Origin of the sequence: Pseudomonas sp. D1-36, assembly GCF_051132205.1 — a bacterium.
GTDB lineage: Bacteria > Pseudomonadota > Gammaproteobacteria > Pseudomonadales > Pseudomonadaceae > Aquipseudomonas.
Window position 1 is genome coordinate 1,521,258 of record NZ_CP071674.1, and the last position, 22,680, is coordinate 1,543,937.

The following is a 22,680-nucleotide window of genomic DNA, read 5'->3' on the forward strand; positions in this document are numbered from 1 at the left end:
CCCTGGGCGGAAACACGGGCAACGAAGGTCAGCGATGTTGACGCATTGAATCTGCGTCGTAGGGAAGGTAAGTAAAGATGGTACAGGTGAGAGCACACCAGCCGATCAACACTGACGGCAGTATCAATCTCGAGGCTTGGCTCGATCACGCGGTCAGTATCGACACGGCACTGGATCGCGAAGCCTTGAAGGCCGCTTGCGAGTTCGCTCGCGAGGCGGAGCAGCAACACAATGCGGCGAAGAACCTGTGGTCCGAAGGCACGTCGAGTTTCCAGACGGGCCTGGAGATCGCCGAGATCCTCGCCGACCTCAAGCTGGACCAGGATTCGCTGGTCGCCGCGGTGCTGTACCGCGGCGTGCGCGAAGGGCAGATCCAACTGCCGGTCGTCAGCCAGCGCTTCGGCACCGTGGTCGCCAAGCTGATCGACGGTGTGCTGCGCATGGCGGCAATCAGCGCCAGCCTCAGCCCGCGGCAGTCCATGGTGCTGGGCACCCAGGGCCAGGTGGAAAACCTGCGCAAGATGCTCGTTGCCATGGTCGACGACGTGCGTGTCGCGTTGATCAAGCTCGCCGAGCGCACCTGCGCGATCCGCGCCGTGAAATCCGCCGACGACGAGAAGCGCAATCGCGTTGCGCGGGAAGTATTCGACATCTACGCGCCGCTGGCTCATCGCCTGGGTATCGGTCACATCAAATGGGAGCTGGAGGATTTGTCCTTCCGCTACCTGGAGCCCGACCAGTACAAGCAGATCGCCAAGTTGCTGCACGAGCGACGCCTGGATCGCGAACGCTTCATCACCGACGTCATGACCCAGTTGCGCGAAGAGCTGCAGGCCACCGGCGTGGAAGCCGATATCAGCGGCCGGGCCAAGCATATCTATTCCATCTGGCGAAAAATGCAGCGCAAGGGCCTGGAATTCAGCCAGATCTACGACGTTCGCGCCGTTCGCGTGCTGGTCCCTGAAATGCGCGACTGCTACACCGCGCTGGGTATCGTCCACACGTTGTGGCGGCACATTCCGAAGGAATTCGACGACTACATCGCCAACCCCAAGGAAAACGGCTACCGCTCGTTGCACACCGCCGTGATCGGCCCGGAGGGCAAGGTGCTGGAAGTGCAGATCCGCACCCACGCCATGCACGAGGAAGCCGAGCTGGGGGTCTGTGCCCACTGGAAATACAAGGGTACCGACGTCAAGTCCGGCTCCAACCATTACGAAGAAAAAATCTCCTGGCTGCGCCAAGTGCTGGAATGGCACGAGGAACTGGGCGACATCGGCGGCCTCGCCGAGCAATTGCGGGTCGATATCGAACCGGACCGGGTCTACATCTTCACGCCTGACGGCCATGCCATCGACTTGCCCAAAGGCGCGACGCCGCTGGATTTCGCCTACCGGGTGCACACCGAGATCGGCCACAACTGCCGTGGCGCCAAGATCAACGGGCGGATCGTGCCGCTCAACTACAGCCTGCAAACCGGTGAGCAGGTCGAGATCATTACCAGCAAGCACGGCACGCCGAGCCGCGACTGGTTGAACCCGAACCTGGGCTACATCACCACCTCGCGGGCACGGGCGAAAATCGTCCATTGGTTCAAGTTGCAAGCCCGCGACCAGAACGTCGCCGCCGGCAAGACCTTGCTCGAGCGCGAGCTGAGTCGCCTGGGCCTGCCGCAGGTGGACTTCGACAAGCTGGCCGAAAAGGCCAACATGAAGACCGCCGAGGACATGTTCGCCGCCCTTGGTGCCGGCGACCTGCGCCTTGCGCAACTGGTCAACCTGGCCCAGCAGCTGGTGGAGCCGGAGCGGGGCAACGAGCAACTGGAGCTGATTCCGCGCAAGGCCACCGGCTACAAGCCGGGCAAACGCGGCGACATCCAGATCCAGGGCGTGGGCAACCTGATGACCCAGATGGCCGGTTGCTGCCAGCCGCTGCCGGGGGATGCGATCGTCGGCTACATCACCCAGGGTCGCGGCGTGAGTATCCACCGCCAGGACTGTGCGTCAGTGTTGCAATTGGCGGGTCGCGAACCGGAACGGATCATCCAGGTCAGCTGGGGCCCGGTGCCGGTGCTCACTTATCCAGTGGACATCGTCATCCGCGCCTACGACCGTTCCGGCTTGCTGCGTGACGTGTCCCAGGTATTGCTCAACGAGCGCATCAACGTGCTCGCGGTGAATACCCGCTCGAACAAGGAAGACAACACCGCGCTGATGTCCCTGACCATCGAGATTCCGGGGTTGGACGCGTTGGGGCGGTTGCTGGGGCGGATTTCCCAGTTGCCGAACATCATCGAGACCCGGCGTAATCGGACGCCGGGCTGATCGCTGGTTGTCTTGGTTGATGTGGGAGCTCGCTCCCACATGTTTTTTTGTGACGGGACGGATTGATGTACAGCCTCGAAGACCTGCTCCACCTGATGAACCGGCTGCGGGACCCGCAGTACGGTTGCCCCTGGGACATCAAGCAAACATACGCCACCATCGTTCCCCATACCCTGGAAGAAGCGTATGAAGTGGCTGACGCGATCGAGCGTGGCGATCTTGATCATTTGCAGGGTGAGTTGGGCGACCTGCTGTTCCAAGTGGTGTATTACAGCCAGTTGGCCCGGGAGGAGAACCGTTTCGAATTCGCCGGCGTGGTCGACAGCATCACCCGCAAGCTGATCCGTCGCCATCCCCACGTGTTTCCCACCGGCGAGTTGTATGCGCCCGTGGATATTCCGCGCCTGAGCGAAGAGCAGGTGAAGCAGCGCTGGGAGGAAATCAAGGCACAGGAGCGAGCTGAAAAGACGTCGGCGCCCGAGCAATTGTCACTGCTCGACGATGTGCCAGCGGCGCTGCCGGCCTTGTCCCGTTCGGCAAAGTTGCAGAAGCGTGCCGCACAGGTGGGGTTCGACTGGCCGGGGCCGTTGCCGGTACTGGACAAGGTTCGCGAGGAGCTGGACGAAGTGCTCGAAGCCATGGCGGACAATGATCCGGCTGCCATCAATGACGAGGTGGGTGACCTGTTGTTCAGCGTGGTCAACCTGGCGCGACACCTCAAGGTCGATCCCGAGACTGCCCTGCGTGGCGCCAACGCAAAGTTCGAGCGACGGTTCCGATTTATCGAACAGGCATTGCGCGACACCCGTCGTCCCATGGAAGATTGCACCCTCGAAGAGTTGGACGCCTTGTGGGGCGAAGCCAAACGTCAGGAAAAGAATTTGCCCAGCTGTGGCTGAGGCCGTTGCCTAAGTGAGTAAGCACCATGAGCCTTTCCCTTCGCGACCAGTTGCTCAAAGCAGGGCTGGTCAACCAAAAGCAGGCCAAGCAGGTCGGCAAAGAGAAACAGAAACAGCAGCGCCTGGCCCACAAAGGCCAGGTCGAACTGGATGATTCCCAGCAGCGGGCGGCTCAGGAAGCCATGGCCGAAAAGGTCAAGCGCGACCAGGAGCTCAACCGTCAGCAGCAGGAAAAGGCCGAGCAGAAAGCCCGTGCGGCGCAGATCAAGCAATTGATTGAAGTCTCGCGCCTGCCAAAGCTGACCACTGACGACTACTACAACTTTGTCGATGACAAGAAGGTCAAGCGCATTTCGGTCAACGCGCTGATGCGCAACAAGCTGAGCAGCGGTTCCCTGGCGATCGTCCACCACGCCGGCGGCTATGAAGTGATTCCGCGTGAAGCGGCGCTTAAAATCCAGGAGCGCGATCCCAAGCGCATCGTCCAGCTCAACACCCAGACTGAAGAAGTCGATGCCGATGATCCGTACGCGGCTTATCAGATTCCTGATGATTTGATGTGGTGAGGATGAACTGATCGCAAGACCTGTGGACGACCTGTGGGAGCGAGCCTGCTCGCGAAAGCAGTGTGTCAGCCAATACTGTTTGACTGATGTACCGCTTTCGCGAGCAGGCTCGCTCCCACATTAGGGTATATGTTGTTTTTCAGGATTGCGCGATCTCACGCAAGCGCTGCAGTTCCTCTCGCTCCAGCTCGGCCTTATAGCTGCGGGCATCTGTTTCGGAGTGGAACATCCCCACCAGCAAATCCTGTTGATGCACATCCCAGATCCGGATGCCGGCGGCAATGCCTTCGTGGGACATGTGGGCGTCGTCGCGTTCAGTTACTTTCACAGTCATCTTGCAAGCTCCAATCTCTGTTATCTGCAGCAAGGCGTGTGCAGGGTTTTGTTATAGATTTTGATAGCGTGCTAGGTAAATCCCTCGGTTCGTTAAGAAGTTTTCATGGAAAGTCCAACGATCCTGGAGGCCAGGCGGTGCGCGGCATTCGGTCGCAGGTGGTTTTTCATGAAGAAGTTTTCATGTCGTCAAGCAGGCTCGCTCCCACAGGGGTAGGTGGTGGGCTTGGAATAGCGAACAAAAAAAAGCCCCGCGTATGCGGGGCTTCGTGTTGTTGATGTGGATCAGCTGCCTTTAACAGCCTTGCCGTTGACCGTGCCGTCCTGGAGCATGATGTTGTACTCCTTGCCGTCAGTCTCGACCTGTTGCAGGCGTACCAGCAGGTAGTCCCAGTCCTTGGCGAACCAAAGCACGGTGATGCGCTTGCTCTGTGTCGGGTCGCGCACGCGCTCGACCTTGATCGCGTCGATCTGGCCGGCCTTGGTGTCGACTTTCTCCGAGCCCAGCACGCGGAAGTCATAGGTATCGACTTCGCCATCATCAACGACCTGGTAGCTCATGCTTTTCTTGCCGGCCGCGACGTCATGCTGAAGGGCGAGCTGATAAGTGGATTTGTCGACCATGCCCCGGTTCAGCGGGATCTTGACCGCGTCACCGCGATCGGTGCCGGTGACCATCTTGGTGTTCCAGTCGAAGTCCAGATCAGCCTTCTTTGCCTTGCCCAGACCACCGCGCTCGAAGTGGTAGGACTGTGGCAGGAGAGTGTCCTTGTCCAGGGTCAGGGTGCTTTCTTCGGTCAGGCTGGCGATCATCATCGAAGCCTTGAAGCTCAGCTTCCAGATGCCGTTGGCCTCTTTGGTCAGGCTGCGTTCGGCGGTGCCGCTCATGGGCAACTGCTTCCAGTCGGCGGTGTAGCTGGCGGAGAACGGTTGAAGGTCTGCCGCTTGTGCCAGGGGCAGGGCAAGCAGAGCGCAAGCGAAGAGCAGGGCGCGACGCATAAAATCTCCTAGTATCGAATCAAATGGCCGCTGGCGGCGAGCAACTGGCCGTCCAGTGAGGCTCCCCGATCGTCGAGGGCCAGCCGGCCTTCGGCAAACCAACGCACGGCCATCGGGTAGATCTGGTGCTCGCGGGCATGGACCCGTTGCGCCAGGCTTTGCGGCGTGTCGTGCAACTCTACCGGTATTACTGCCTGTACGACCAGTGGTCCGCCATCGAGTTCCTCGGTGACGAAGTGCACCGAGCAGCCATGCTCCGTGTCTCCGGCCTCCAGCGCCCGCTGGTGAGTGTGTAACCCTTTGTATTTGGGCAGCAGCGAAGGATGGATATTGAACAGGCGGCCTTGGTAATGACGCACGAAGCCGGCGCTGAGGATGCGCATGAAACCGGCCAATACCACCAGTTGCGGATTGAAGGCGTCGATCTGTTCGATCAACGCGGCATCGAAGGCTTCGCGGCCTTCGTATGCCTTGTGATCCAGGACGCGGGTGTCGATCCCTGCGTCCGTGGCACGTTGCAGGCCGTAGGCATCAGCGCGGTTGGAAATCACCGCGCGGATACGGACCGGGCTGTCGCCGGTCCGCGTGCTGTCGATCAGGGCCTGCAAGTTACTGCCGGTGCCGGACAGCAGCACCACCACGTCACAGGTTGCGGACATCAGTGTGCCTTAAGGTTTTGCAGCTCGACTTGCGCAGCGCCTTCGGCCGCGGTGGCGATCTGGCCGATGACCCAAGGCTGTTCGCCTGCGTCACGCAGCACGTTCAGGGCAGTCTCGACGTGCTCCTGGGCCACGCAGATGACCATGCCCACGCCGCAGTTCAACACGCGGTGCATTTCGGTTTCGTCGACGTTGCCTTTTTCCTGCAGCCAGTCGAATACCGCCGGGCGGGTCCAGCTCGCCACGTCGACCACGGCCTGGGCGCCTTTTGGCAGCACGCGCGGGATGTTGTCCAACAGGCCACCACCGGTGATGTGGGCCATGGCCTTGACGGCGCCGGTGTCCTTGATCAGCTTGAGCAGCGGCTTGACGTAGATGCGGGTGGGGGCCATCAGCAGGTCGGCCAGCGGCTTGCCGTCGAGCTGGGTGTTCTCGATGTCCGCGCCCGAGACTTCGATGATCTTGCGGATCAGCGAGTAGCCGTTGGAGTGCGGGCCGGAAGAAGGCAAGGCAAGCAGGGCATCGCCGGCGGCAACTTTCGAGCCGTCGATGATTTCGGCTTTTTCCACGACGCCTACGCAGAAACCGGCCAGGTCGTAGTCTTCGCCTTCATACATGCCAGGCATTTCAGCGGTTTCGCCGCCCACCAGGGAGCAGCCGGACAGCTCACAGCCGGCGCCGATGCCGGTCACGACCTGGGCAGCGGTGTCGACGTTCAGTTTGCCGGTGGCGTAGTAATCGAGGAAAAACAGCGGCTCGGCGCCGCAGACCACCAGGTCGTTCACGCACATGCCCACCAGGTCGATGCCGATGCTGTCGTGCTTGTTCAGGTTCAGGGCCAGGCGCAGCTTGGTGCCGACGCCGTCGGTGCCCGAGACCAGTACCGGTTGCTTGTAGCCGGCCGGGATCTCGCAGAGGGCGCCGAAACCGCCCAGGCCGCCCATGACTTCCGGGCGCGCAGTGCGCTTGGCGACGCTCTTGATGCGTTCGACCAATGCTTCACCGGCGTCGATGTCCACACCGGCGTCCTTGTAGCTCAGGGAAGGTTGCTTGCTCATGATCCAGGCCTTTAAAGGGGGGAATTCTGGGTAACGACCGATCGCCGGGGCCCTTGGATAACCGATGTACGATTATTCCGGATGCCCAGCCATTGCCGGTCTGCGAAGGCGCGCGATTTTATCAGGCTTGTGGGGCAGCGGCCATCCTCGCGCCGACGGGCAGGGTCATATCCGCCAAAAAAACCGATATTTCTTCTGTTGGTACTGCACGGTGCGTCTGTATAAGGTGTAGCGGTAAGCGACTGTGGTTGTGACGGTGTCGAAACTTGCCTCGGGCGGCTGAATGTTTTGCCGGGCGCCGTGTCACAGCCATGCTCAGTCTTCTCCACACGGCCGGTGCCAGCCGTTTTGTCCGGGAATTTTCCATGCGTTTGTTCAAACTCTTGTCTGTTGGCTGCCTGTCGCTGATCAGCCTGGCGAGCCATGCCGAAACCCTCAACAACCTTTATCAGGTACGTGAACCGGTCAGCAGCCAGGCACCGGACGAGCGTAACCAGGCAACATTGCGAGCGCTGGATACCCTGGTGCTGCGCCTGACCGGCGACGCCAAGGCCGCGCAGAACCCTGGCCTGGCGGCGATCCGCAAGGACCCGCAACAAATCATTCTTCAATATGGCTACGACGCCGGCCCGCCGGAAAGTCTGCAGGTGGATTTCGATCCCGCCAGCACCGACCGGGCGTTGCGTTCGGCGGGGTTGTCGCTGTGGGGCGCGAATCGCCCCTCGATCCTGGGCTGGTGGCTCAACGACTCGGTAGAAGGTTCCAGCCTGGTGGGGGATGGACAGGCCAGCGCCACGCCGTTGCGCCGCGCTGCCCAGCACCGGGGCTTGCCGCTGCACCTGCCGCTGGCGGACTTGAGCGAGCAGATTGTCGCCACTGCGCCGAACCTTGAAGGCAACGACCCGGCGCCGTTGCGCGAGGTGTCGGAGCGTTATGGTTCCGACGCGTTGCTGGCGGTCCACGCCAAGGAAGAGGGTGGGCAGTGGCAAGCGACGTGGCGCCTGTGGCTGGGCGACCAGCGCGAGCAGGGCAGTGCCCAGGGCGGCGATTCTGCCGCACTGGCCGACGCCGTGATGTTGGCGGTGAGCCAGCGCTTGGCGCCGCGCTTCGTGGCCAAGCCGGGGGTGGCGACGGAACAATTGCTCGAAGTGCAGGGCATGAACCTCGAACGTTACGCGGCGCTAGGGCGGTTGCTCGAACCGTTCGGTGGGCAGTTGCAGCGGGTCGAAGGCGACGTGATCGTCTACAAGGTCAATGGCAGCGCCGAGCAGTTGAAGGCACAACTGGCCTTGGCGAAACTCCAGGAAGTACCCGCCGGTGAGGTTGTCGCGCCGCCGCCCGTGGCTCAGCCTGCTGGCGATGGAACAATCTCGCCCGCGCAGCCAACACCGGCGCCGACCCCGAACCTGCGGTTTCGCTGGTAGGATTTCTTCCTTTATAGAGTCAGGAGTGGTTCATGGGCGATACGCGGCGTTGGTTCTGGTTGGGTGGGGTCGCCCTGCTGATTGCGTTTATCTACTTGCTGCACCCGATTCTCACGCCGTTCCTGGTTGCGCTGCTGTTGGCCTATCTGTTCGATCCGGTGGTGGATCGCCTGGAAAAACTCGGCTTGTCCAGGACGTGGGGCGTGGTGGCGGTGTTCGCGCTGTTCACCTTGATCGTCAGTGCCCTGTTGCTGGTATTGATCCCCATGCTCGCCAAGCAACTGTTGCGCCTGTATGAGCTGGCGCCGCAGATGCTTGATTGGCTGCAACACACCGCGGTGCCTTGGGTGCAGTCGAAACTGGGGCTGGCCGATGGCTTCTGGAAGTTCGACAAGGTCAAGGCGGCCATCAGCGAACATATGGGACAGACCACCGACATCGTCGGCGTGGTGTTGAGCCAGGCCACGGCTTCGAGCCTGGCGTTGATCGGCTGGCTGGCGAACCTGGTGCTCATTCCGGTGGTAGCTTTCTATCTGCTGCGCGACTGGGACCTGATGATGGCCAAGATCCGCAGCCTGCTGCCGCGTCACCGTGAAGAACGCATCATGACGCTCACCGGCGAATGCCATGAAGTGTTGGGGGCGTTCGTGCGCGGGCAACTGCTGGTCATGGTCGCGCTGGGCTTTATTTATGCGGCGGGGTTGATGCTGGTAGGGCTGGAGCTGGGGTTGCTGATTGGCATGATCGCCGGATTGGCGGCCATCGTGCCCTACATGGGCTTCGTCATTGGAATTGGCGCGGCGTTGATCGCCGGACTCTTCCAGTTTGGCGGGGACCTGTATCCCATGGTTGGTATCGTGGCGGTGTTCATGGTCGGGCAGGCCCTGGAAGGCATGGTGCTGACGCCGTTGCTGGTGGGTGATCGTATTGGCCTGCATCCGGTGGCGGTGATCTTTGCGATCCTGGCGGGGGGCGAGCTGTTCGGCTTTACCGGGATCCTGCTGGCGCTGCCGGTGGCGGCGGTGATCATGGTGCTGGTGCGGCATATGCACGACCTGTACAAGGATTCGGACATCTACAGCGGCGTTGAAGACCCCGAACTGTAGGTTTAATCCAGGGCGGGACGTCAGGGAAACTGACGCTTCGCTCCCTTGTCGCTGCAAACCTTTGATTTTGCTCGTGGTCCGGCGCATTGTGCGGTCTGCGTCACGGGTATAAACTTTGCAAACTTTACACAGAGGCCACTAATGGTTCCTTTGGAGCCGTTCAGTCAGCATGAAACCGATTCAGCTGCCCCTTGGTGTGCGTCTGCGTGATGACGCCACCTTTATCAACTACTACCCAGGCGCCAATGCCGCTGCACTCGGCTATGTCGAGCGGCTTTGCGAAGCCGACGCTGGCTGGACCGAAAGCCTGATCTACCTGTGGGGCAAGGACGGAGTAGGGCGCACGCACCTTTTGCAGGCCGCCTGCTTGCGGTTCGAGCAGCTGGGCGAGCCGGCCGTCTACCTGCCGTTGGCGGAACTGATGGATCGCGGCGTTGAAATCCTCGACAACCTCGAGCAGTATGAACTGGTCTGCCTGGATGACCTGCAGGCCGTGGCCGGCAAGGCGGACTGGGAAGAGGCGCTGTTTCATTTGTTCAACCGACTGCGCGACAGCGGCCGACGCCTGTTGATCGCCGCATCGACCTCGCCACGGGAATTGCCGGTGAAGCTGGCGGACCTGAAATCGCGCCTGACCCTGGCGCTGATTTTCCAGATGCGTGCGCTTTCCGATGAGGACAAGCTACGGGCATTGCAACTGCGTGCTTCGCGACGTGGCCTGCACCTGACCGACGAGGTTGGTCATTTCATCCTCACCCGCGGCACGCGCAGCATGAGCGCGTTGTTCGAGTTGCTCGAACGCCTCGACCAGGCATCGCTCCAGGCCCAGCGCAAGCTGACTATTCCTTTTTTGAAAGAAACCTTGGGATGGTAGAACCACTATTCGTAGTGGCTGATGGCCTGCTCTGAATGCGACAAAACCCGCGGTCCTGCTGAACGGCAGGCCACGTGATGTTCAAAATGGGCTTAAGCGCTTAGATGTAAACGCAAAACCGAGAAGTCACATTTGCATCGATTGAATTTGCAAATGAGGTTGATAGAAGGCATAGTCTCGCCATCTTTACTACTTCAGCCACGGTCGTGCCCATGCTCAGTCGCTTCGCACCCCTCGTGCCTCTCGCACTCGTTACCCTGTTGTTCGGTTGCGCTGCCCACTCTCCAGTGTCCCAGCAAGCGCAGCAACCCCAAGTCAAGAGTTCTGTAACTGCCCAATCTTCCTCCGTTGCGTTCCAGGAAGAAGTGGCCTCCGATAAAGAGCTGGCAGACTTCGCCGGCAGCAAGCCTTATCAGCTTCCGGTGCTGGCGGACAGCATCCTGGAACGCGGCATGTCCTTGATTGGCACTCGTTACCGTTTTGGCGGTACCTCCGAGGCCGGCTTCGATTGCAGTGGCTTCATCGGTTACCTGTTTCGTGAAGAGGCGGGCATGAACCTGCCCCGTTCCACCCGCGAAATGATCAACGTAAATGCCCCGCTGGTTGCTCGCAACCAGCTTGAGCCTGGCGACCTGTTGTTTTTCAGCACCAATGGTCGTCGCGGTCGGGTCAGTCACGCCGGTATCTACCTGGGCGACAACCAGTTCATCCACTCCAGCAGCCGCCGCAGCGGTGGGGTGCGAATCGACAGCCTGGGCGACAGCTACTGGAGCAAGACCTTCATCGAAGCCAAGCGTGCCCTTGCCATGGCACCGACCGTGGTCACGGCTCGCAAGTAAGCGCACAGTTTGTAGGGCAAACTTAAAGTCTTACTTGAAGTTTGTCCCATAGCCGCTAGAATCCTAGATCATTGATTGATGGCAATCCGCCTGCGTACTACGCGGGCGGATTTGTTTCCATCTCCACGGCAGAAAAGCCGCATCCAGATCAGGATTGTTCCGCATATGTCGACGTCGGCCCGCCTCGTTCTGATTGTTCTTGCCGCGCTGCTAAGCGCCTGCGCCAGTCGCACCCCACCGCCCGCGCCGGTGCGGGCTCCAGTGGTATTCGCACCCTCCCAGACTTTTTCTCCCGCCGCTGAAGACGTGCTTTTCCGTGCGCTGGGCTTGGTGGGGACGCCCTATCGTTGGGGTGGCAACACGCCGGACTCAGGTTTCGATTGCAGCGGTTTGATCGGCTATGTGTACCGTGACGCTGCCGGGATCTCTTTGCCGCGTTCCACCCGCGAAATGATCAGCATGCACGCGCCAGAGGTCGGCAAAGATGCGTTGCAGACGGGCGACCTGGTGTTCTTCGCCACCAATGGTGGATCCCAGGTCAGCCATGCCGGGATTTATGTAGGGGAGGGACGTTTCGTCCACGCACCGGCCACCGGCGGCACGGTCAAGCTCGACAGTCTGTCCAAGGCCTATTGGCAGAAGGCCTACCTCGGTGCCAAGCGGGTGTTGCAACCGGAACATCTGGCGCGTAATCCCTGACCCTGACGATTGATTTTTTGCGACGCTGGATCGCTCTTGTGGCGAGGTAGCTTGCTCCCTCGCCACGGGGATCGGTTTGAGCGTTAATTTTTCGATACCCGCCAGATCTTGTTCCCTACGTCATCAGCCACCAACAACCCACCTTGTTTATCGATCACCACGCCCACCGGCCGCCCCTGGGCTTTTTCGTCTGCGTTGAGGAAACCGGTCAGCACGTCCACGGGCTGGCCCACGGGTTTGCCGGCATTGAACGGGACGAAGATTACTTTGTAACCACTGTGGGGCTTGCGGTTCCAGGAGCCGTGTTGCCCGATGAAGGCGCCTTCTGTAAACGGCGCGGGCAATGTGCTGCCTTCGGCGAAGGTCAGGCCCAATGAAGCCGTATGAGGGCCGACGGCATAGTCGGGAGCAATGGCCTTGGCCACAAGTTCGGGATTTTGCGGCTCGACGCGCACGTCGATGTTCTGCCCGTAGTAGCTGTACGGCCAGCCATAAAAGCCGCCGTCCTTCACCGAGGTGATGTAGTCCGGCACCAAGTCGCTGCCGATCTCATCCCGTTCGTTGACCGCCGTCCACAGGGCGCCGCTGCGAGGCTCCCAGGCCAGGCCGTTGGGGTTGCGCAGCCCTGAGGCGAAGATGCGGTGACTGCCGGTGGCCCGATCCACCTCCCAGATGGCCGCGCGGCCTTCTTCCGCGTCCATGCCATTTTCCGCGACGTTGCTGTTGGAGCCGGTCGTGACGTACAACTTGCTACCGTCCCGGCTGGCAATGACGTTCTTGGTCCAGTGGTGGTTGAGGGGGCCGCCGGGCAAATCGACAACCTTGGTGGGTTGCGCCTTTATTTGCGTATCGCCTTCCTTGTAAGGGAAACGGATCAACCGGTCGGTGTCGGCCACATAGAGGTCATTGCCCACAAGCGTCATGCCGAACGGGGAATTGAGGTTTTCCAGGAAAATCGTCCGGGTTTCGGCGACGCCGTCGTGATTGGCGTCCCGCAGCAGGGTGATGCGATTGGGGCTGGGGACGCCAGCGCCGGCGCGGTCCATGACTTTCTTCATGACCCAGCCACGAATGCCTTGGGTATCGTCGGGCTTGGGGGGAGCGTTGGTTTCGGCCACCAGCACATCGCCGTTGGGTAGCACGTAAAGCCAGCGCGGATGATCCAGGCCTTCGGCAAAGGCAACCACCTTCAGGCCTGGGGCCGGGGTTGGCTTGGCGCCGTCCGGCCATCCGATGGCTTCAGCGATGTTCACCGTGGGCATCAGGGTCTTGTTCGGCTCGGGCAGTTTCGGTGACGGGCCGATGCCGTCGGAAACCTGCAATGTCGACGACTCGCCGCAAGCGACAAGCCCTGTAGCAAGGGCGGCGATCAACAGGTGATTTGGCTTGAGCATGCGGACTTCCCTATGAGTGCATGTGATTACTCATAGAGAAGCGTAGACGTGGGATGGTTCAACGGTGGGTCGACCCGCCTGGCAAACGAATTTCCTGAGGGAGCGAGCCTGCTCGCGAAAGCAGGTCAACCTGGCAGTGAAATGCGGGTTGCTCCCCCGTCTAGCGAGCAGGCTCGCTGCCACAATCAACCATGAGCCTGCTTGAACAGCACCGCGACCCCTGGGTGATAGTGTCCGGCCTCGTTGCGCAACTTGCGGTAGGCATAAGGGAAGTACCAGGCCACGGCGCAGGTGTTTTCCTTTTGCAGGTCATCGATCATGTCCTGCAACTCTTCTGGCGTCGCGCTTTGCTGGGCTTTTTGCGGGGCGATGAACAGGCAACCCAGTTTCAGGTCGCTGGCGTAGCTGATCCGCTTGGCGTCGCTGGTGGCTTCCAGCAACGGTTGGGTCAGGTTCAGGTTGTTGACCTTCGGCCAGCGCTGCGTGCTCTGGATGTAGGCGCGTTCATCGCTGCTGGCAATCAACAGATCGGCGCTGACATTACGTTCGCCTTCTTCATTCTGCTTGCGAGTCGCTGCGTCCTGCAGCGTGACCATCTCCGCCATCCAGGCTGCGGCCGACAGCAGACCGAGATTGGCTTTTTCATTGTGCCAATAGGGTGTGTCGTTATCGCCGCGCACGGCGTTGTAGCGGTCGATACAATCGAACCAGCGTTCCAGCACCGGGCGCAGGAATTCCAGTTTCGGATTGCTGATGATCATGCCTTGCATCGCATTTGCCCTCTTGTTCTTGTGATATCGGGTCGTAGTGTCTCTTTGATATCACTTGCCGCAGGATCACACAAGATTGACGTCAGCTTATTGATCCCGGCCAATATCCATTGCGCTGCCCATCGCGGCTTTAATTGACGCTCAACCCCCAACCCTCTAACCTTCGCGGCTTGTTTCAGGTGCTCTATGGCAATGGCCGATAGGGTGAAACAGGGAAGCCGGTGCGTGCACACAAACCCGGCGCTGCCCCCGCAACGGTAGATGAGTCAAGGCTGCGTATAGGCCACTGTGTCGCATGACATGGGAAGGCGCACAGCCAGGCGTTACGCCGCTCATGAGCCCGGAGACCGGCCTGATTCATCCAACGGCATCACGGTGGGCGATGCCAGGCTCGTTGCCGTCCTTTTTTATGCCCGCCCGCCGTTATCCAGTCCCAACGGAGAGCTCCCCCATGACCGACACGCCCGATCGCGACGAACGCCACCTGGCGCGCATGCTGCGCAAGAAAGCCGTGATTGACGAGCGCATCGCCAATTCGCCCAACGAGTGCGGCCTTCTGCTGGTGCTGACCGGCAACGGCAAGGGCAAGAGCAGTTCTGCGTTCGGCATGCTGGCCCGGGCCATGGGGCACGGCATGCAATGTGGCGTGGTGCAATTCATCAAGGGTCGCAACAGCACCGGCGAGGAGCTGTTTTTCCGCCGCTTCCCGGAGCAGGTGCGCTTCCATGTCATGGGAGAGGGCTTTACCTGGGAAACCCAGGATCGCCAGCGCGACATTGCCGCCGCCGAAGCCGCGTGGGCGGTGTCCCGTGAGTTGCTCAGCGACCCGTCCATTGGGCTGGTGGTGCTCGACGAACTGAACATCGCCCTCAAGCACGGTTACCTCGACCTGGATCAGGTCTTGAGTGATCTGCAGGCTCGTCCGCCCATGCAACATGTGATCGTGACAGGCCGCGGCGCCAAGCCCGAGATGATCGAGCTGGCCGACACCGTGACCGAAATGGGCATGATCAAGCACGCTTTCCAGGCCGGGATAAAGGCGCAGAAAGGCGTCGAACTGTGAGCCGAGTGTCGACCGCCAGCCGCCATTGCCCGGCGGTCTTGATTGCCGCCCCGGCTTCAGGCCAGGGCAAGACCACCGTCACCGCGGCTCTGGCCCGGTTGCACCGCAACCAGGGGCGCAAGGTGCGCGTGTTCAAGTGTGGTCCCGACTTCCTCGATCCAATGATCCTTGAGCGAGCCAGTGGCGCGCCGGTCTATCAGTTGGACATGTGGATGGTCGGAGAGCAGGAAAGTCGCCGGTTGTTGTGGGAAGCCGCCGCAGAAGCGGACCTGATTTTGATTGAAGGCGTGATGGGGCTGTTCGACGGCACACCGTCTAGCGCCGACCTGGCCCGGCATTTCGGCGTGCCGGTGCTGGCGGTTATCGATGGCACGGCCATGGCCCAGACATTCGGTGCCTTGGCCTTGGGCCTGGCACGGTATCAGCCGGATTTGCCCTTCGCTGGGGTCTTGGCCAATCGGGTCGGCACCTTGCGCCACGCGCAATTGCTCGAAGGGAGCCTGACCGAAGGCTTGCGCTGGTACGGCGCGCTTTCGCGGGAAACCGGCATCGAGCTGCCGAGCCGCCATCTTGGTCTGGTGCAGGCCAGCGAATTGAATGACCTGGACGTGCGTCTCGATGCCGCCGCCGAGGCGCTGGCGGGCAGTTGTGAAGTAGCATTGCCGCCTTCGGTGGAGTTCGCGGCGCCGGAACTGACGGCCGTTGAGCGGTGGCTCGACGGCGTCCGCATTGCCGTGGCCCGTGACGAGGCATTTGCCTTTACCTATGGCGCCAGCCTCGATCTGCTGCAAGCCATGGGCGCGCAGTTGAGTTTCTTTTCGCCGATCCACGACACCCAATTGCCCGAGGCGGACAGCCTCTATCTACCCGGTGGATATCCCGAGCTGCACCACGTTGCCCTGGCGCAAAACGCGCCCATGCTGGCGGCGATCCGTGCCCACCATGCATCCGATAAACCCTTGCTCGCCGAATGCGGCGGCATGCTGTATCTGCTCGATTCACTCACCGACGTCGACGGCACGCGCGCCGAACTGGTGGGTATGTTGAGCGGCGATGCGCAGATGCAAAAACGCTTGGCGGCCCTCGCGCTGCAATCGGTGGATCTGCCGGAAGGCAACCTGCGCGGGCATACCTATCATCATTCCTTGACCAGCACCACGCTTGAGCCGATTGCCCGTGGGCATAGCCCCAATGGCGGGCGAGGGGCGGAGGCGGTTTTCCGACAAGGGCGGATGACGGCTTCGTACGTGCATTTTTATTTTCCGTCCAATCCGAGGGCGACTGCCGCTTTGTTTGCGCCGGACCGAGAAGCAGCCTTCGCGAACAGGCTCGCTCTCACAGGGGATGGTGTGATCTCCAGTACGACGCCTGCCAGTGTGGGAGCGAGCCTGCTCGCGAATCGGCCATGACAGACAGCACTTTTTCCCAGGCCGAACGCGAGGCCGTCTACCGCGCCATCGCCGAACGCCGAGACATGCGTCATTTCATCGGCGGCAGCGTCGAGCCGCAATTGCTGCGCCGGCTGCTCGAAGCCGCGCACCAGGCGCCTAGCGTCGGGCTGATGCAGCCGTGGCGGTTTCTGCGCATCAGCGATCGCGCCTTGCGCGGCGAAATCCAGAACCTGGTGGAAGAAGAGCGCATTCGCACCGCCGAAGCCCTGGGCGAGCGTAGTGATGAATTCATGAAGCTCAAGGTGGAAGGTATCCACGACTGCGCCGAAGTGCTGGTGGCCGCGTTGATGGACGACCGCGAGCGGCACATTTTCGGTCGCCGGACCTTGCCGGAAATGGACTTGGCCTCGCTGTCCTGCGCGATCCAGAATCTGTGGCTGGCGGCCCGCGTCGAAGGGCTGGGGATGGGCTGGGTGTCGTTGTTCGAGCCCCAGGCCATGGCCGATCTGTTGGGCCTGCCGGAGGGCGCAAAGCCCCTGGCGATTCTGTGCCTGGGGCCGGTCGAGGGCTTTTACCCAGCGCCCATGCTCGCCTTGGAAGGCTGGGCGAAACCGCGGCCGCTCGAGGAACTGATTTATGAAAATCGCTGGGGAGTGCGTCCATGAGCGTAGCGTTGCTCAGTGCCGCCGCGGTGGCGCTGGATGCGTTGCTGGGCGAGCCCCGGCGCTGGCATCCTCTGGTCGCGTTCGGCCGTCTTGCCAATCGTATCGAACAGCGTTTCAACTCCGGTGGACGGGGCTGGCGCAGTCACGGTGTCACGGCGTGGATCATCGCCGTGCTGCCCTTGACGTTGCTGGCCACAGCCTTGTCCTGGGCGCCCCTGGTAGGGTGGCTGGTGGACATTCTCGCGTTGTATTGCGCCCTCGGCTTGCGCAGCCTTGGTGAACATGTCGAGCCAGTGGCCCGGGCGTTGCGCAGTGGCGATCTGGACGAGGCACGCCAGCGGGTGAGTTATCTGGTCAGCCGCGAAACCGCCGAGTTGGATGAAAACGCCGTGGCCCGCGCCGCCACCGAGTCGGTGTTGGAAAACGGCAGCGACGCGGTGTTCGCCGCCTTGTTCTGGTTCGCGGTGGCTGGCGCGCCTGGCGTGGTGTTGTATCGGTTGAGCAATACCCTCGACGCCATGTGGGGTTATCGCAACGAGCGCTTCGAACGTTTTGGCTGGGCGGCGGCAAAGATCGACGACATGCTCAACTATATTCCCGCGCGCCTGGTGGCCCTGACCTACGCGTTGCTCGGCAAGACCCGACTGGCATTCAGATGCTGGCGCACCCAGGGGCCAACCTGGGACAGCCCCAATGCCGGGCCGGTGATGGCCGCCGGCGCCGGAGCGCTGGGCGTGGAACTGGGCGGCGCGGCGATCTACCACGGCGAGCTGCACCAACGTCCGTCCTTGGGCGAAGGCGTGCCGGCCAGTGCCGATTCCATTGATCGCGGCTGGCAATTGGTGCAACGCGGCGTATGGTTATGGCTGCTGATTCTCTGCCTCGGAGCCGAGTTTTATGCTTGAGCATGGTGGACGACTGCGCAAGGCTTCCCGGCAATATGGCATTGCCGAGGCCGACTGGCTCGACCTGTCCAGCGGCCTGGCGCCCTGGCCTTTCGACGTTCCGCCGATCCCGCTGCGGGCCTGGGCGCGCCTGCCCGAGGCCGAAGATGGATTGGAGCAGGCCGCCTGCGATTATTACGAAGCGACGCACGTGTTGCCGGTGGCCGGTTCGCAGATGGCCATCCAGCTGTTGCCGCGCCTGCGCCGGGCCGGCAAGGTGGGTGTTTTGTCGCCCTGTTACGCCGAGCACGCCGAAGCCTGGCGCCGCAGCGGGTACATCGTGCGCGAAGTGCTGGAGACGGAAGTCGATTTTTTCCTCGACAGCCTCGACGTGCTGGTGGTGGTCAATCCGAACAACCCCACGGGCCTGAGCCTGAGCCCCGAACGCTTGCTGAATTGGCACGCACGGTTGGCCCAGCGCGGTGGCTGGCTGGTGGTGGATGAAGCGTTCATGGACATGACACCGCATCTGAGCCTCAGCGCCCACGCCCATCAGGTCGGGCTGATTGTATTGCGATCGTTTGGCAAGTTCTTTGGCCTGGCCGGGGTTCGCCTGGGGTTTGTCCTGGCGGAGCGGCGTTTGCTCAAGCTGCTCGCCGAGCAAGTCGGACCCTGGGCGGTGAGCGGGCCGACCCGGGTCCTGGGCGAGGCGTGTCTTCTGGATACCGAGGCCCAGGTTCGTCAACGACAGCGCTGCGAAGAAACCAGCCAACGCCTGGCATCGACGCTGCAACGCTTCGGCTTCAAGCCCCAGGGCGGCTGCGCATTGTTCCAGTGGCTGGTCACCCCGCACGCCCAGGCCCTGTATGAATTCATGGCCCATCGCGGCATTCTGCTGCGCCTGTTCACCCACACCAGCAGCCTGCGTTTCGGGTTGCCCGCCGATGATGCCGGGTTCCTGCGCCTCGAGCAGGCTTTCGAGGCCTACGCCAAGGACATTCGATGACAACCTTGATGGTGCAGGGCACCACCTCCGATGCCGGCAAAAGTACCCTGGTCACGGCGCTCTGCCGTTGGGTTACGCGCCAGGGTGTGAAGGTGGTGCCGTTCAAGCCGCAGAACATGGCGCTCAACAGCGCGGTGACCGCCGACGGTGGCGAAATCGGCCGGGCCCAGGCTGTCCAGGCACAGGCCTGTGGCCTCGAGCCCCATACCGACATGAATCCGGTGCTGCTCAAGCCCAACAGCGATACGGGCGCCCAGGTCATCATCCATGGCCGTGCCGTGACCACCATGAACGCGGTGGCCTATCACGATTACAAAGCCATCGCGATGCAAGCGGTACTGGCCTCCCACGCGCGCTTGAGCGCGACATACCCGGTCGTCATGGTGGAAGGCGCGGGATCGCCGGCGGAGATCAACCTGCGGGCCGGGGACATCGCCAATATGGGCTTTGCCGAGGCGGTGGACTGCCCGGTGCTGCTGATCGCCGACATCAATCGTGGCGGGGTTTTCGCCCATCTGGTCGGCACACTGGAGTTGCTTTCGCCCAGCGAGCAGGCGCGGGTAAAGGGTTTCATCATCAATCGTTTTCGCGGCGATATCGCCTTGCTGCAGCCGGGGCTGGATTGGTTGGAAACGCGCACTGGCAAACCGGTGATCGGCGTGTTGCCGTATGTAATGGACCTGCACCTGGAGGCCGAGGATGGCCTCGACCAGCGCCAGGCCGACAAGGCTGAACAGGTGCTCAAGGTGGTGGTGCCGGTGCTGCCGCGCATCAGCAACCACACCGATTTCGACCCGCTGCGCCTGCATCCGCAGGTCGACCTGCAATTCATCGGCCCTGGCCAGGCCATCCCGCCTGCCGACCTGATTATCCTGCCCGGGTCCAAAAGCGTGCGCAGCGATTTGGCCTACCTGCGGGCTAATGGCTGGGAAACGGCCATCCAGCGCCACTTGCGCTACGGCGGCAAGTTATTGGGTATCTGCGGCGGTTTGCAGATGCTCGGCCAGCAGGTCCACGATCCGCTCGGGCTGGAAGGCGTGGCGGGTTCCAGCGCCGGGTTGGGCTTGTTGGATTTCGAAACGACCCTGGAGCGCGAAAAGCAACTGCGCAACGTCCGCGGGCGACTGAACCTGGAAGACGCCGAGGTCAGCGGCTATGAAATCCACGCGGGCGTCACCGTCGGCGCGGCCCTGGAACATGCGGCGGTGTGCTTGGACGATGGCCGTTGCGATGGCGCCCAGAGCCGCGATGGGCAGATTTTTGGTACTTATCTGCATGGGCTCTTTGAGTCGCCGGCAGCCAGCAGTGCATTGCTGCGTTGGTCGGGTCTGGAGGACGTACAGACGGTGGATTACCACGGCTTGCGCGAGCGAGATATCGAACGGTTGGCGGATTTGGTGGAGCGGCATCTGGACACCGGGCTGCTGCGTGAGCTCTGTGGGATCTAGGGTGGCTGGGCTGGCGTCATCGCGAGCAGGCTCGCTTCCACATTGGTCTTGCGGCGCACAGAGATCCTGTGGGAGCGGGCCTGCTCGCGAAGGGGCCGGCACCCACACCGCCTATTTTGAAAGGGTATGAACATGCTCCAACTGATCCTCGGCGGCGCCCGCTCGGGCAAGAGTCGCCTGGCCGAAAAACTCGCCGCGAGCACAGGCTTGCCGGTGACTTACATCGCCACCAGCCAACCCCTGGACGGCGAAATGAACGAGCGTGTCGCCCAGCACCGCGCCCGGCGCCCCGCCGAATGGGCGCTGGTGGAGGAACCGTTGGCGCTGGCGCGGGTGCTGGAAGAAAACGCCGCACATGATCAATGCCTGTTGGTGGATTGCCTGACGCTCTGGCTCACCAACCTGCTGATGCTTGATGACGCCGACCGGCTGGTCGCCGAGCGTGAAGCGCTGCTGGATTGCATCAGTGCGCTTCCTGGCGAGGTCATATTCGTCAGCAACGAGACCGGCATGGGCGTCGTGCCGCTGGGGGAGTTGACCCGTCGTTATGTCGATGAAGCCGGTTGGCTGCATCAAGCCCTGGCCGAACGTTGTCAGCGCGTCGTGTTGACCGTCGCCGGCTTGCCCCTGACCCTTAAAGGAACTGCGTTATGAATCACCGCTGGTGGCTGGACCCGTGCAAGCCCGTCGATACCCAAGCGCTGGAACAGGCCGCGGCCCGTCAGCAACAGCTGACCAAACCGGCCGGCTCCCTGGGGCGACTGGAATCGATGGCGGTGCAACTGGCGGGCCTGCAAGGGCAGGTCAAACCGAACCTTGACCGGTTGTGGGTTGCGATTTTCGCCGGTGATCATGGCGTCGTGGCCGAAGGTGTCTCGGCGTATCCCCAGGAAGTCACCGGGCAGATGTTGCTCAACTTCGTCAACGGCGGCGCGGCCATCAGCGTTCTGACGCGGCAATTGGGCGCGTCCCTGGAAGTGATCGACCTGGGCACTGTAACGCCTTCGCTGAATTTGCACGGCGTGCGCCATTTGAACCTGGGTCCTGGCACGGCGAATTTCGTCCGGGGGCCGGCGATGACCCTGGCGCAAGGCGAACAGGCCCTGCAAGCCGGACGCGACAGCGTGGCGCGCGCGGTCGCGGCTGGAACGCAATTGTTCATCGGCGGCGAGATGGGCATCGGTAATACCACTGCCGCCAGTGCCCTGGCCTGTGCCTTGCTCGACTGCCCGGTGACGCACCTGGTCGGGCCGGGCACGGGCTTGGACGCGGCAGGTGTCAGCCGCAAGGCCCAGGTGATCGAGCGGGCCCTGGCGTTGCACGGTGGTGCGAGCGGCGACCCGTTGCAGACATTGTTCAACCTCGGCGGTTTCGAAATCGCGGCGTTGGTCGGTGCGTACCTGGCCTGCGCTCAGCAGGGCGTCGCCGTGCTGGTGGATGGGTTTATCTGCAGCGTAGCGGCGCTGGTGGCGGTGCGGCTCAATCCCGGATGCCGCCCATGGCTGCTGTTCGGTCATCGCGGTGCCGAGCCGGGTCACCGGCACGTGTTGGAAACCCTCGGCGCCGAACCGCTACTGGACTTGGGCTTGCGCCTGGGCGAGGGCAGTGGCGCGGCGCTGGCGGTGCCGTTGTTGCGCCTGGCCTGTGACCTTCACGGGCAGATGGCGACGTTTGCCGAAGCGGCCGTGGCGGATCGCCCGGCATGACCTTGCGCCTGGACCTGCTGCGTCACGGTGAAACCGAGCTGGGCGGCGGCTTGCGCGGCAGCCTCGACGACGCCCTGACGGCCAGGGGCTGGGAGCAGATGCACGAGGCGGTCGCCCAGGGCGGGCCGTGGGATCGCCTGGTGTGCTCGCCATTGCAGCGATGCGCCCGTTTCGCCGAACACCTTGGCGCCCGGCTTGGCGTTCCGGTGCAGGCGGACAAAGACTTGCAAGAGTTGCATTTCGGCGCCTGGGAAGGTCGCAGCGCGGCGGCATTGATGGAGACCGACGCCGAGGCCCTCGGTCGCTTTTGGGCCGATCCTTACGCCTTCACACCTCCCGGAGGTGAGCCGGTGTTGGCGTTTTCGGCGCGGGTGCTGGCGGCGGTCGAGCGCTTGCACCTCGCATATGCCGGTCAGCGCGTGTTGCTGGTCAGTCATGGCGGCGTGATGCGCTTGCTACTGGCCCAGGCCCGGGGGTTGCCACGCGAGCAATTACTGAATGTCGAAGTCGGCCATGGTGCGCTGTTTTCCCTGGCGGTGTCCTCCGGCCCCGTGCTTAGAGAGGCTGGCTGAG

At 62.2% G+C, this 22,680-nt stretch carries 23 protein-coding genes and 1 riboswitch; of the genes, 17 read left to right on the top strand and 6 right to left on the bottom strand.

Annotated features, from left to right (window positions below; genetic code table 11):
* The first annotated feature begins 77 nt into the window (after nucleotides 1–77).
* The 3 genes from relA to J3P76_RS06855 all read left to right on the top strand — a co-directional run bounded on the left by relA (nucleotide 78) and on the right by J3P76_RS06855 (nucleotide 3,789).
* Complete coding sequence (relA, locus tag J3P76_RS06845) at nucleotides 78–2,324, top strand: GTP diphosphokinase (RefSeq protein WP_030142406.1); 2,247 nt, start codon at nucleotides 78–80, stop codon at nucleotides 2,322–2,324.
* Between the two features lie 65 nt (nucleotides 2,325–2,389).
* Nucleotides 2,390–3,223: a nucleoside triphosphate pyrophosphohydrolase gene (mazG, locus tag J3P76_RS06850; RefSeq protein WP_420767455.1), complete on the top strand. Its 834-nt coding sequence runs from the start codon at nucleotides 2,390–2,392 to the stop codon at nucleotides 3,221–3,223.
* 26 nt (nucleotides 3,224–3,249) lie between these two features.
* Nucleotides 3,250–3,789 carry a DUF2058 domain-containing protein gene (locus tag J3P76_RS06855; RefSeq protein ID WP_420767454.1) on the top strand — a complete coding sequence of 180 codons (540 nt, stop codon included), beginning with the start codon at nucleotides 3,250–3,252 and terminating at the stop codon, nucleotides 3,787–3,789.
* Between the two features lie 139 nt (nucleotides 3,790–3,928).
* Here J3P76_RS06855 and J3P76_RS06860 read toward each other — a convergent pair whose 3' ends face one another.
* The 4 genes from J3P76_RS06860 to purM form a co-directional block, all read right to left on the bottom strand.
* Nucleotides 3,929–4,123 carry a hypothetical protein gene (locus J3P76_RS06860; RefSeq protein ID WP_434607292.1) on the bottom strand — a complete coding sequence of 65 codons (195 nt, stop codon included), beginning with the start codon at nucleotides 4,121–4,123 and terminating at the stop codon, nucleotides 3,929–3,931.
* 284 nt (nucleotides 4,124–4,407) lie between these two features.
* Nucleotides 4,408–5,121: a DUF3108 domain-containing protein gene (locus tag J3P76_RS06865; RefSeq protein ID WP_420767452.1), complete on the bottom strand. Its 714-nt coding sequence runs from the start codon at nucleotides 5,119–5,121 to the stop codon at nucleotides 4,408–4,410.
* An 8-nt stretch (nucleotides 5,122–5,129) separates the two neighbouring features.
* Complete coding sequence (purN, locus tag J3P76_RS06870; protein WP_434560195.1) at nucleotides 5,130–5,780, bottom strand: phosphoribosylglycinamide formyltransferase; 651 nt, start codon at nucleotides 5,778–5,780, stop codon at nucleotides 5,130–5,132.
* A complete protein-coding gene (gene purM, locus J3P76_RS06875; protein WP_434607289.1) occupies nucleotides 5,780–6,838 on the bottom strand; it encodes a phosphoribosylformylglycinamidine cyclo-ligase in 1,059 nt (352 codons plus the stop codon). The genes purN and purM overlap by 1 nt, the downstream gene beginning before the upstream one ends.
* 365 nt (nucleotides 6,839–7,203) lie before the next feature.
* Here purM and J3P76_RS06880 point away from each other — a divergent pair, with 365 nt between their 5' ends.
* The 5 genes from J3P76_RS06880 (at nucleotide 7,204) to J3P76_RS06900 (ending at nucleotide 11,780) form a co-directional block, all read left to right on the top strand.
* Complete coding sequence (locus J3P76_RS06880) at nucleotides 7,204–8,262, top strand: DUF2066 domain-containing protein (RefSeq protein WP_434701686.1); 1,059 nt, start codon at nucleotides 7,204–7,206, stop codon at nucleotides 8,260–8,262.
* 32 nt (nucleotides 8,263–8,294) lie between these two features.
* Nucleotides 8,295–9,368 (top strand): AI-2E family transporter, encoded by a 1,074-nt coding sequence (locus tag J3P76_RS06885; protein WP_420767448.1) that lies wholly within the window; start codon nucleotides 8,295–8,297, stop codon nucleotides 9,366–9,368.
* A gap of 169 nt (nucleotides 9,369–9,537) precedes the next feature.
* On the top strand, nucleotides 9,538–10,242 hold the full coding sequence (gene hda, locus J3P76_RS06890; RefSeq protein WP_420767447.1) for a DnaA regulatory inactivator Hda: 705 nt from the start codon (nucleotides 9,538–9,540) through the stop codon (nucleotides 10,240–10,242).
* Between the two features lie 212 nt (nucleotides 10,243–10,454).
* Nucleotides 10,455–11,081, top strand: coding sequence for a C40 family peptidase (locus J3P76_RS06895; protein WP_420767446.1), 627 nt, complete (start codon nucleotides 10,455–10,457; stop codon nucleotides 11,079–11,081).
* A 165-nt stretch (nucleotides 11,082–11,246) separates the two neighbouring features.
* Nucleotides 11,247–11,780 carry a C40 family peptidase gene (locus J3P76_RS06900; RefSeq protein WP_434560191.1) on the top strand — a complete coding sequence of 178 codons (534 nt, stop codon included), beginning with the start codon at nucleotides 11,247–11,249 and terminating at the stop codon, nucleotides 11,778–11,780.
* A gap of 83 nt (nucleotides 11,781–11,863) precedes the next feature.
* On the opposite strand, the gene J3P76_RS06905 is transcribed toward J3P76_RS06900, so the two are convergent.
* Together J3P76_RS06905 and J3P76_RS06910 are read right to left on the bottom strand one after the other, a co-directional pair.
* Nucleotides 11,864–13,174, bottom strand: coding sequence for a PQQ-dependent sugar dehydrogenase (locus tag J3P76_RS06905; RefSeq protein WP_434607284.1), 1,311 nt, complete (start codon nucleotides 13,172–13,174; stop codon nucleotides 11,864–11,866).
* A gap of 185 nt (nucleotides 13,175–13,359) precedes the next feature.
* Nucleotides 13,360–13,944, bottom strand: a complete 585-nt coding sequence (locus tag J3P76_RS06910) for a hypothetical protein (protein ID WP_434560187.1) — start codon at nucleotides 13,942–13,944, stop codon at nucleotides 13,360–13,362.
* 160 nt (nucleotides 13,945–14,104) lie between these two features.
* Nucleotides 14,105–14,314, top strand: a riboswitch (cobalamin riboswitch).
* 81 nt (nucleotides 14,315–14,395) lie between these two features.
* Here J3P76_RS06910 and cobO point away from each other — a divergent pair.
* From cobO to cobC, 9 genes are all read left to right on the top strand, one after another.
* Nucleotides 14,396–15,007 (top strand): cob(I)yrinic acid a,c-diamide adenosyltransferase, encoded by a 612-nt coding sequence (gene cobO / locus J3P76_RS06915; protein ID WP_420767442.1) that lies wholly within the window; start codon nucleotides 14,396–14,398, stop codon nucleotides 15,005–15,007.
* Entirely contained in the window at nucleotides 15,004–16,416 is a 1,413-nt protein-coding gene (locus J3P76_RS06920) for a cobyrinate a,c-diamide synthase (RefSeq protein ID WP_434607281.1), read from the top strand. The genes cobO and J3P76_RS06920 overlap by 4 nt, the downstream gene beginning before the upstream one ends.
* Complete coding sequence (bluB, locus tag J3P76_RS06925) at nucleotides 16,413–17,063, top strand: 5,6-dimethylbenzimidazole synthase (RefSeq protein WP_434607278.1); 651 nt, start codon at nucleotides 16,413–16,415, stop codon at nucleotides 17,061–17,063. The genes J3P76_RS06920 and bluB overlap by 4 nt, the downstream gene beginning before the upstream one ends.
* Complete coding sequence (gene cbiB, locus J3P76_RS06930) at nucleotides 17,060–17,968, top strand: adenosylcobinamide-phosphate synthase CbiB (RefSeq protein WP_434675999.1); 909 nt, start codon at nucleotides 17,060–17,062, stop codon at nucleotides 17,966–17,968. The genes bluB and cbiB overlap by 4 nt, the downstream gene beginning before the upstream one ends.
* Complete coding sequence (gene cobD / locus J3P76_RS06935; RefSeq protein ID WP_434607273.1) at nucleotides 17,961–18,953, top strand: threonine-phosphate decarboxylase CobD; 993 nt, start codon at nucleotides 17,961–17,963, stop codon at nucleotides 18,951–18,953. Before cbiB ends, cobD begins: the two co-directional genes overlap by 8 nt.
* A complete protein-coding gene (locus J3P76_RS06940) occupies nucleotides 18,950–20,401 on the top strand; it encodes a cobyric acid synthase (RefSeq protein ID WP_434607271.1) in 1,452 nt (483 codons plus the stop codon). The genes cobD and J3P76_RS06940 overlap by 4 nt, the downstream gene beginning before the upstream one ends.
* A 132-nt stretch (nucleotides 20,402–20,533) precedes the next feature.
* Nucleotides 20,534–21,055: a bifunctional adenosylcobinamide kinase/adenosylcobinamide-phosphate guanylyltransferase gene (cobU, locus tag J3P76_RS06945; RefSeq protein ID WP_420767519.1), complete on the top strand. Its 522-nt coding sequence runs from the start codon at nucleotides 20,534–20,536 to the stop codon at nucleotides 21,053–21,055.
* Entirely contained in the window at nucleotides 21,052–22,107 is a 1,056-nt protein-coding gene (cobT, locus tag J3P76_RS06950; RefSeq protein WP_434607268.1) for a nicotinate-nucleotide--dimethylbenzimidazole phosphoribosyltransferase, read from the top strand. The genes cobU and cobT overlap by 4 nt, the downstream gene beginning before the upstream one ends.
* Nucleotides 22,104–22,679, top strand: a complete 576-nt coding sequence (gene cobC / locus J3P76_RS06955) for an alpha-ribazole phosphatase family protein (RefSeq protein ID WP_434701687.1) — start codon at nucleotides 22,104–22,106, stop codon at nucleotides 22,677–22,679. Before cobT ends, cobC begins: the two co-directional genes overlap by 4 nt.
* Nucleotide 22,680 lies beyond the last annotated feature (1 nt).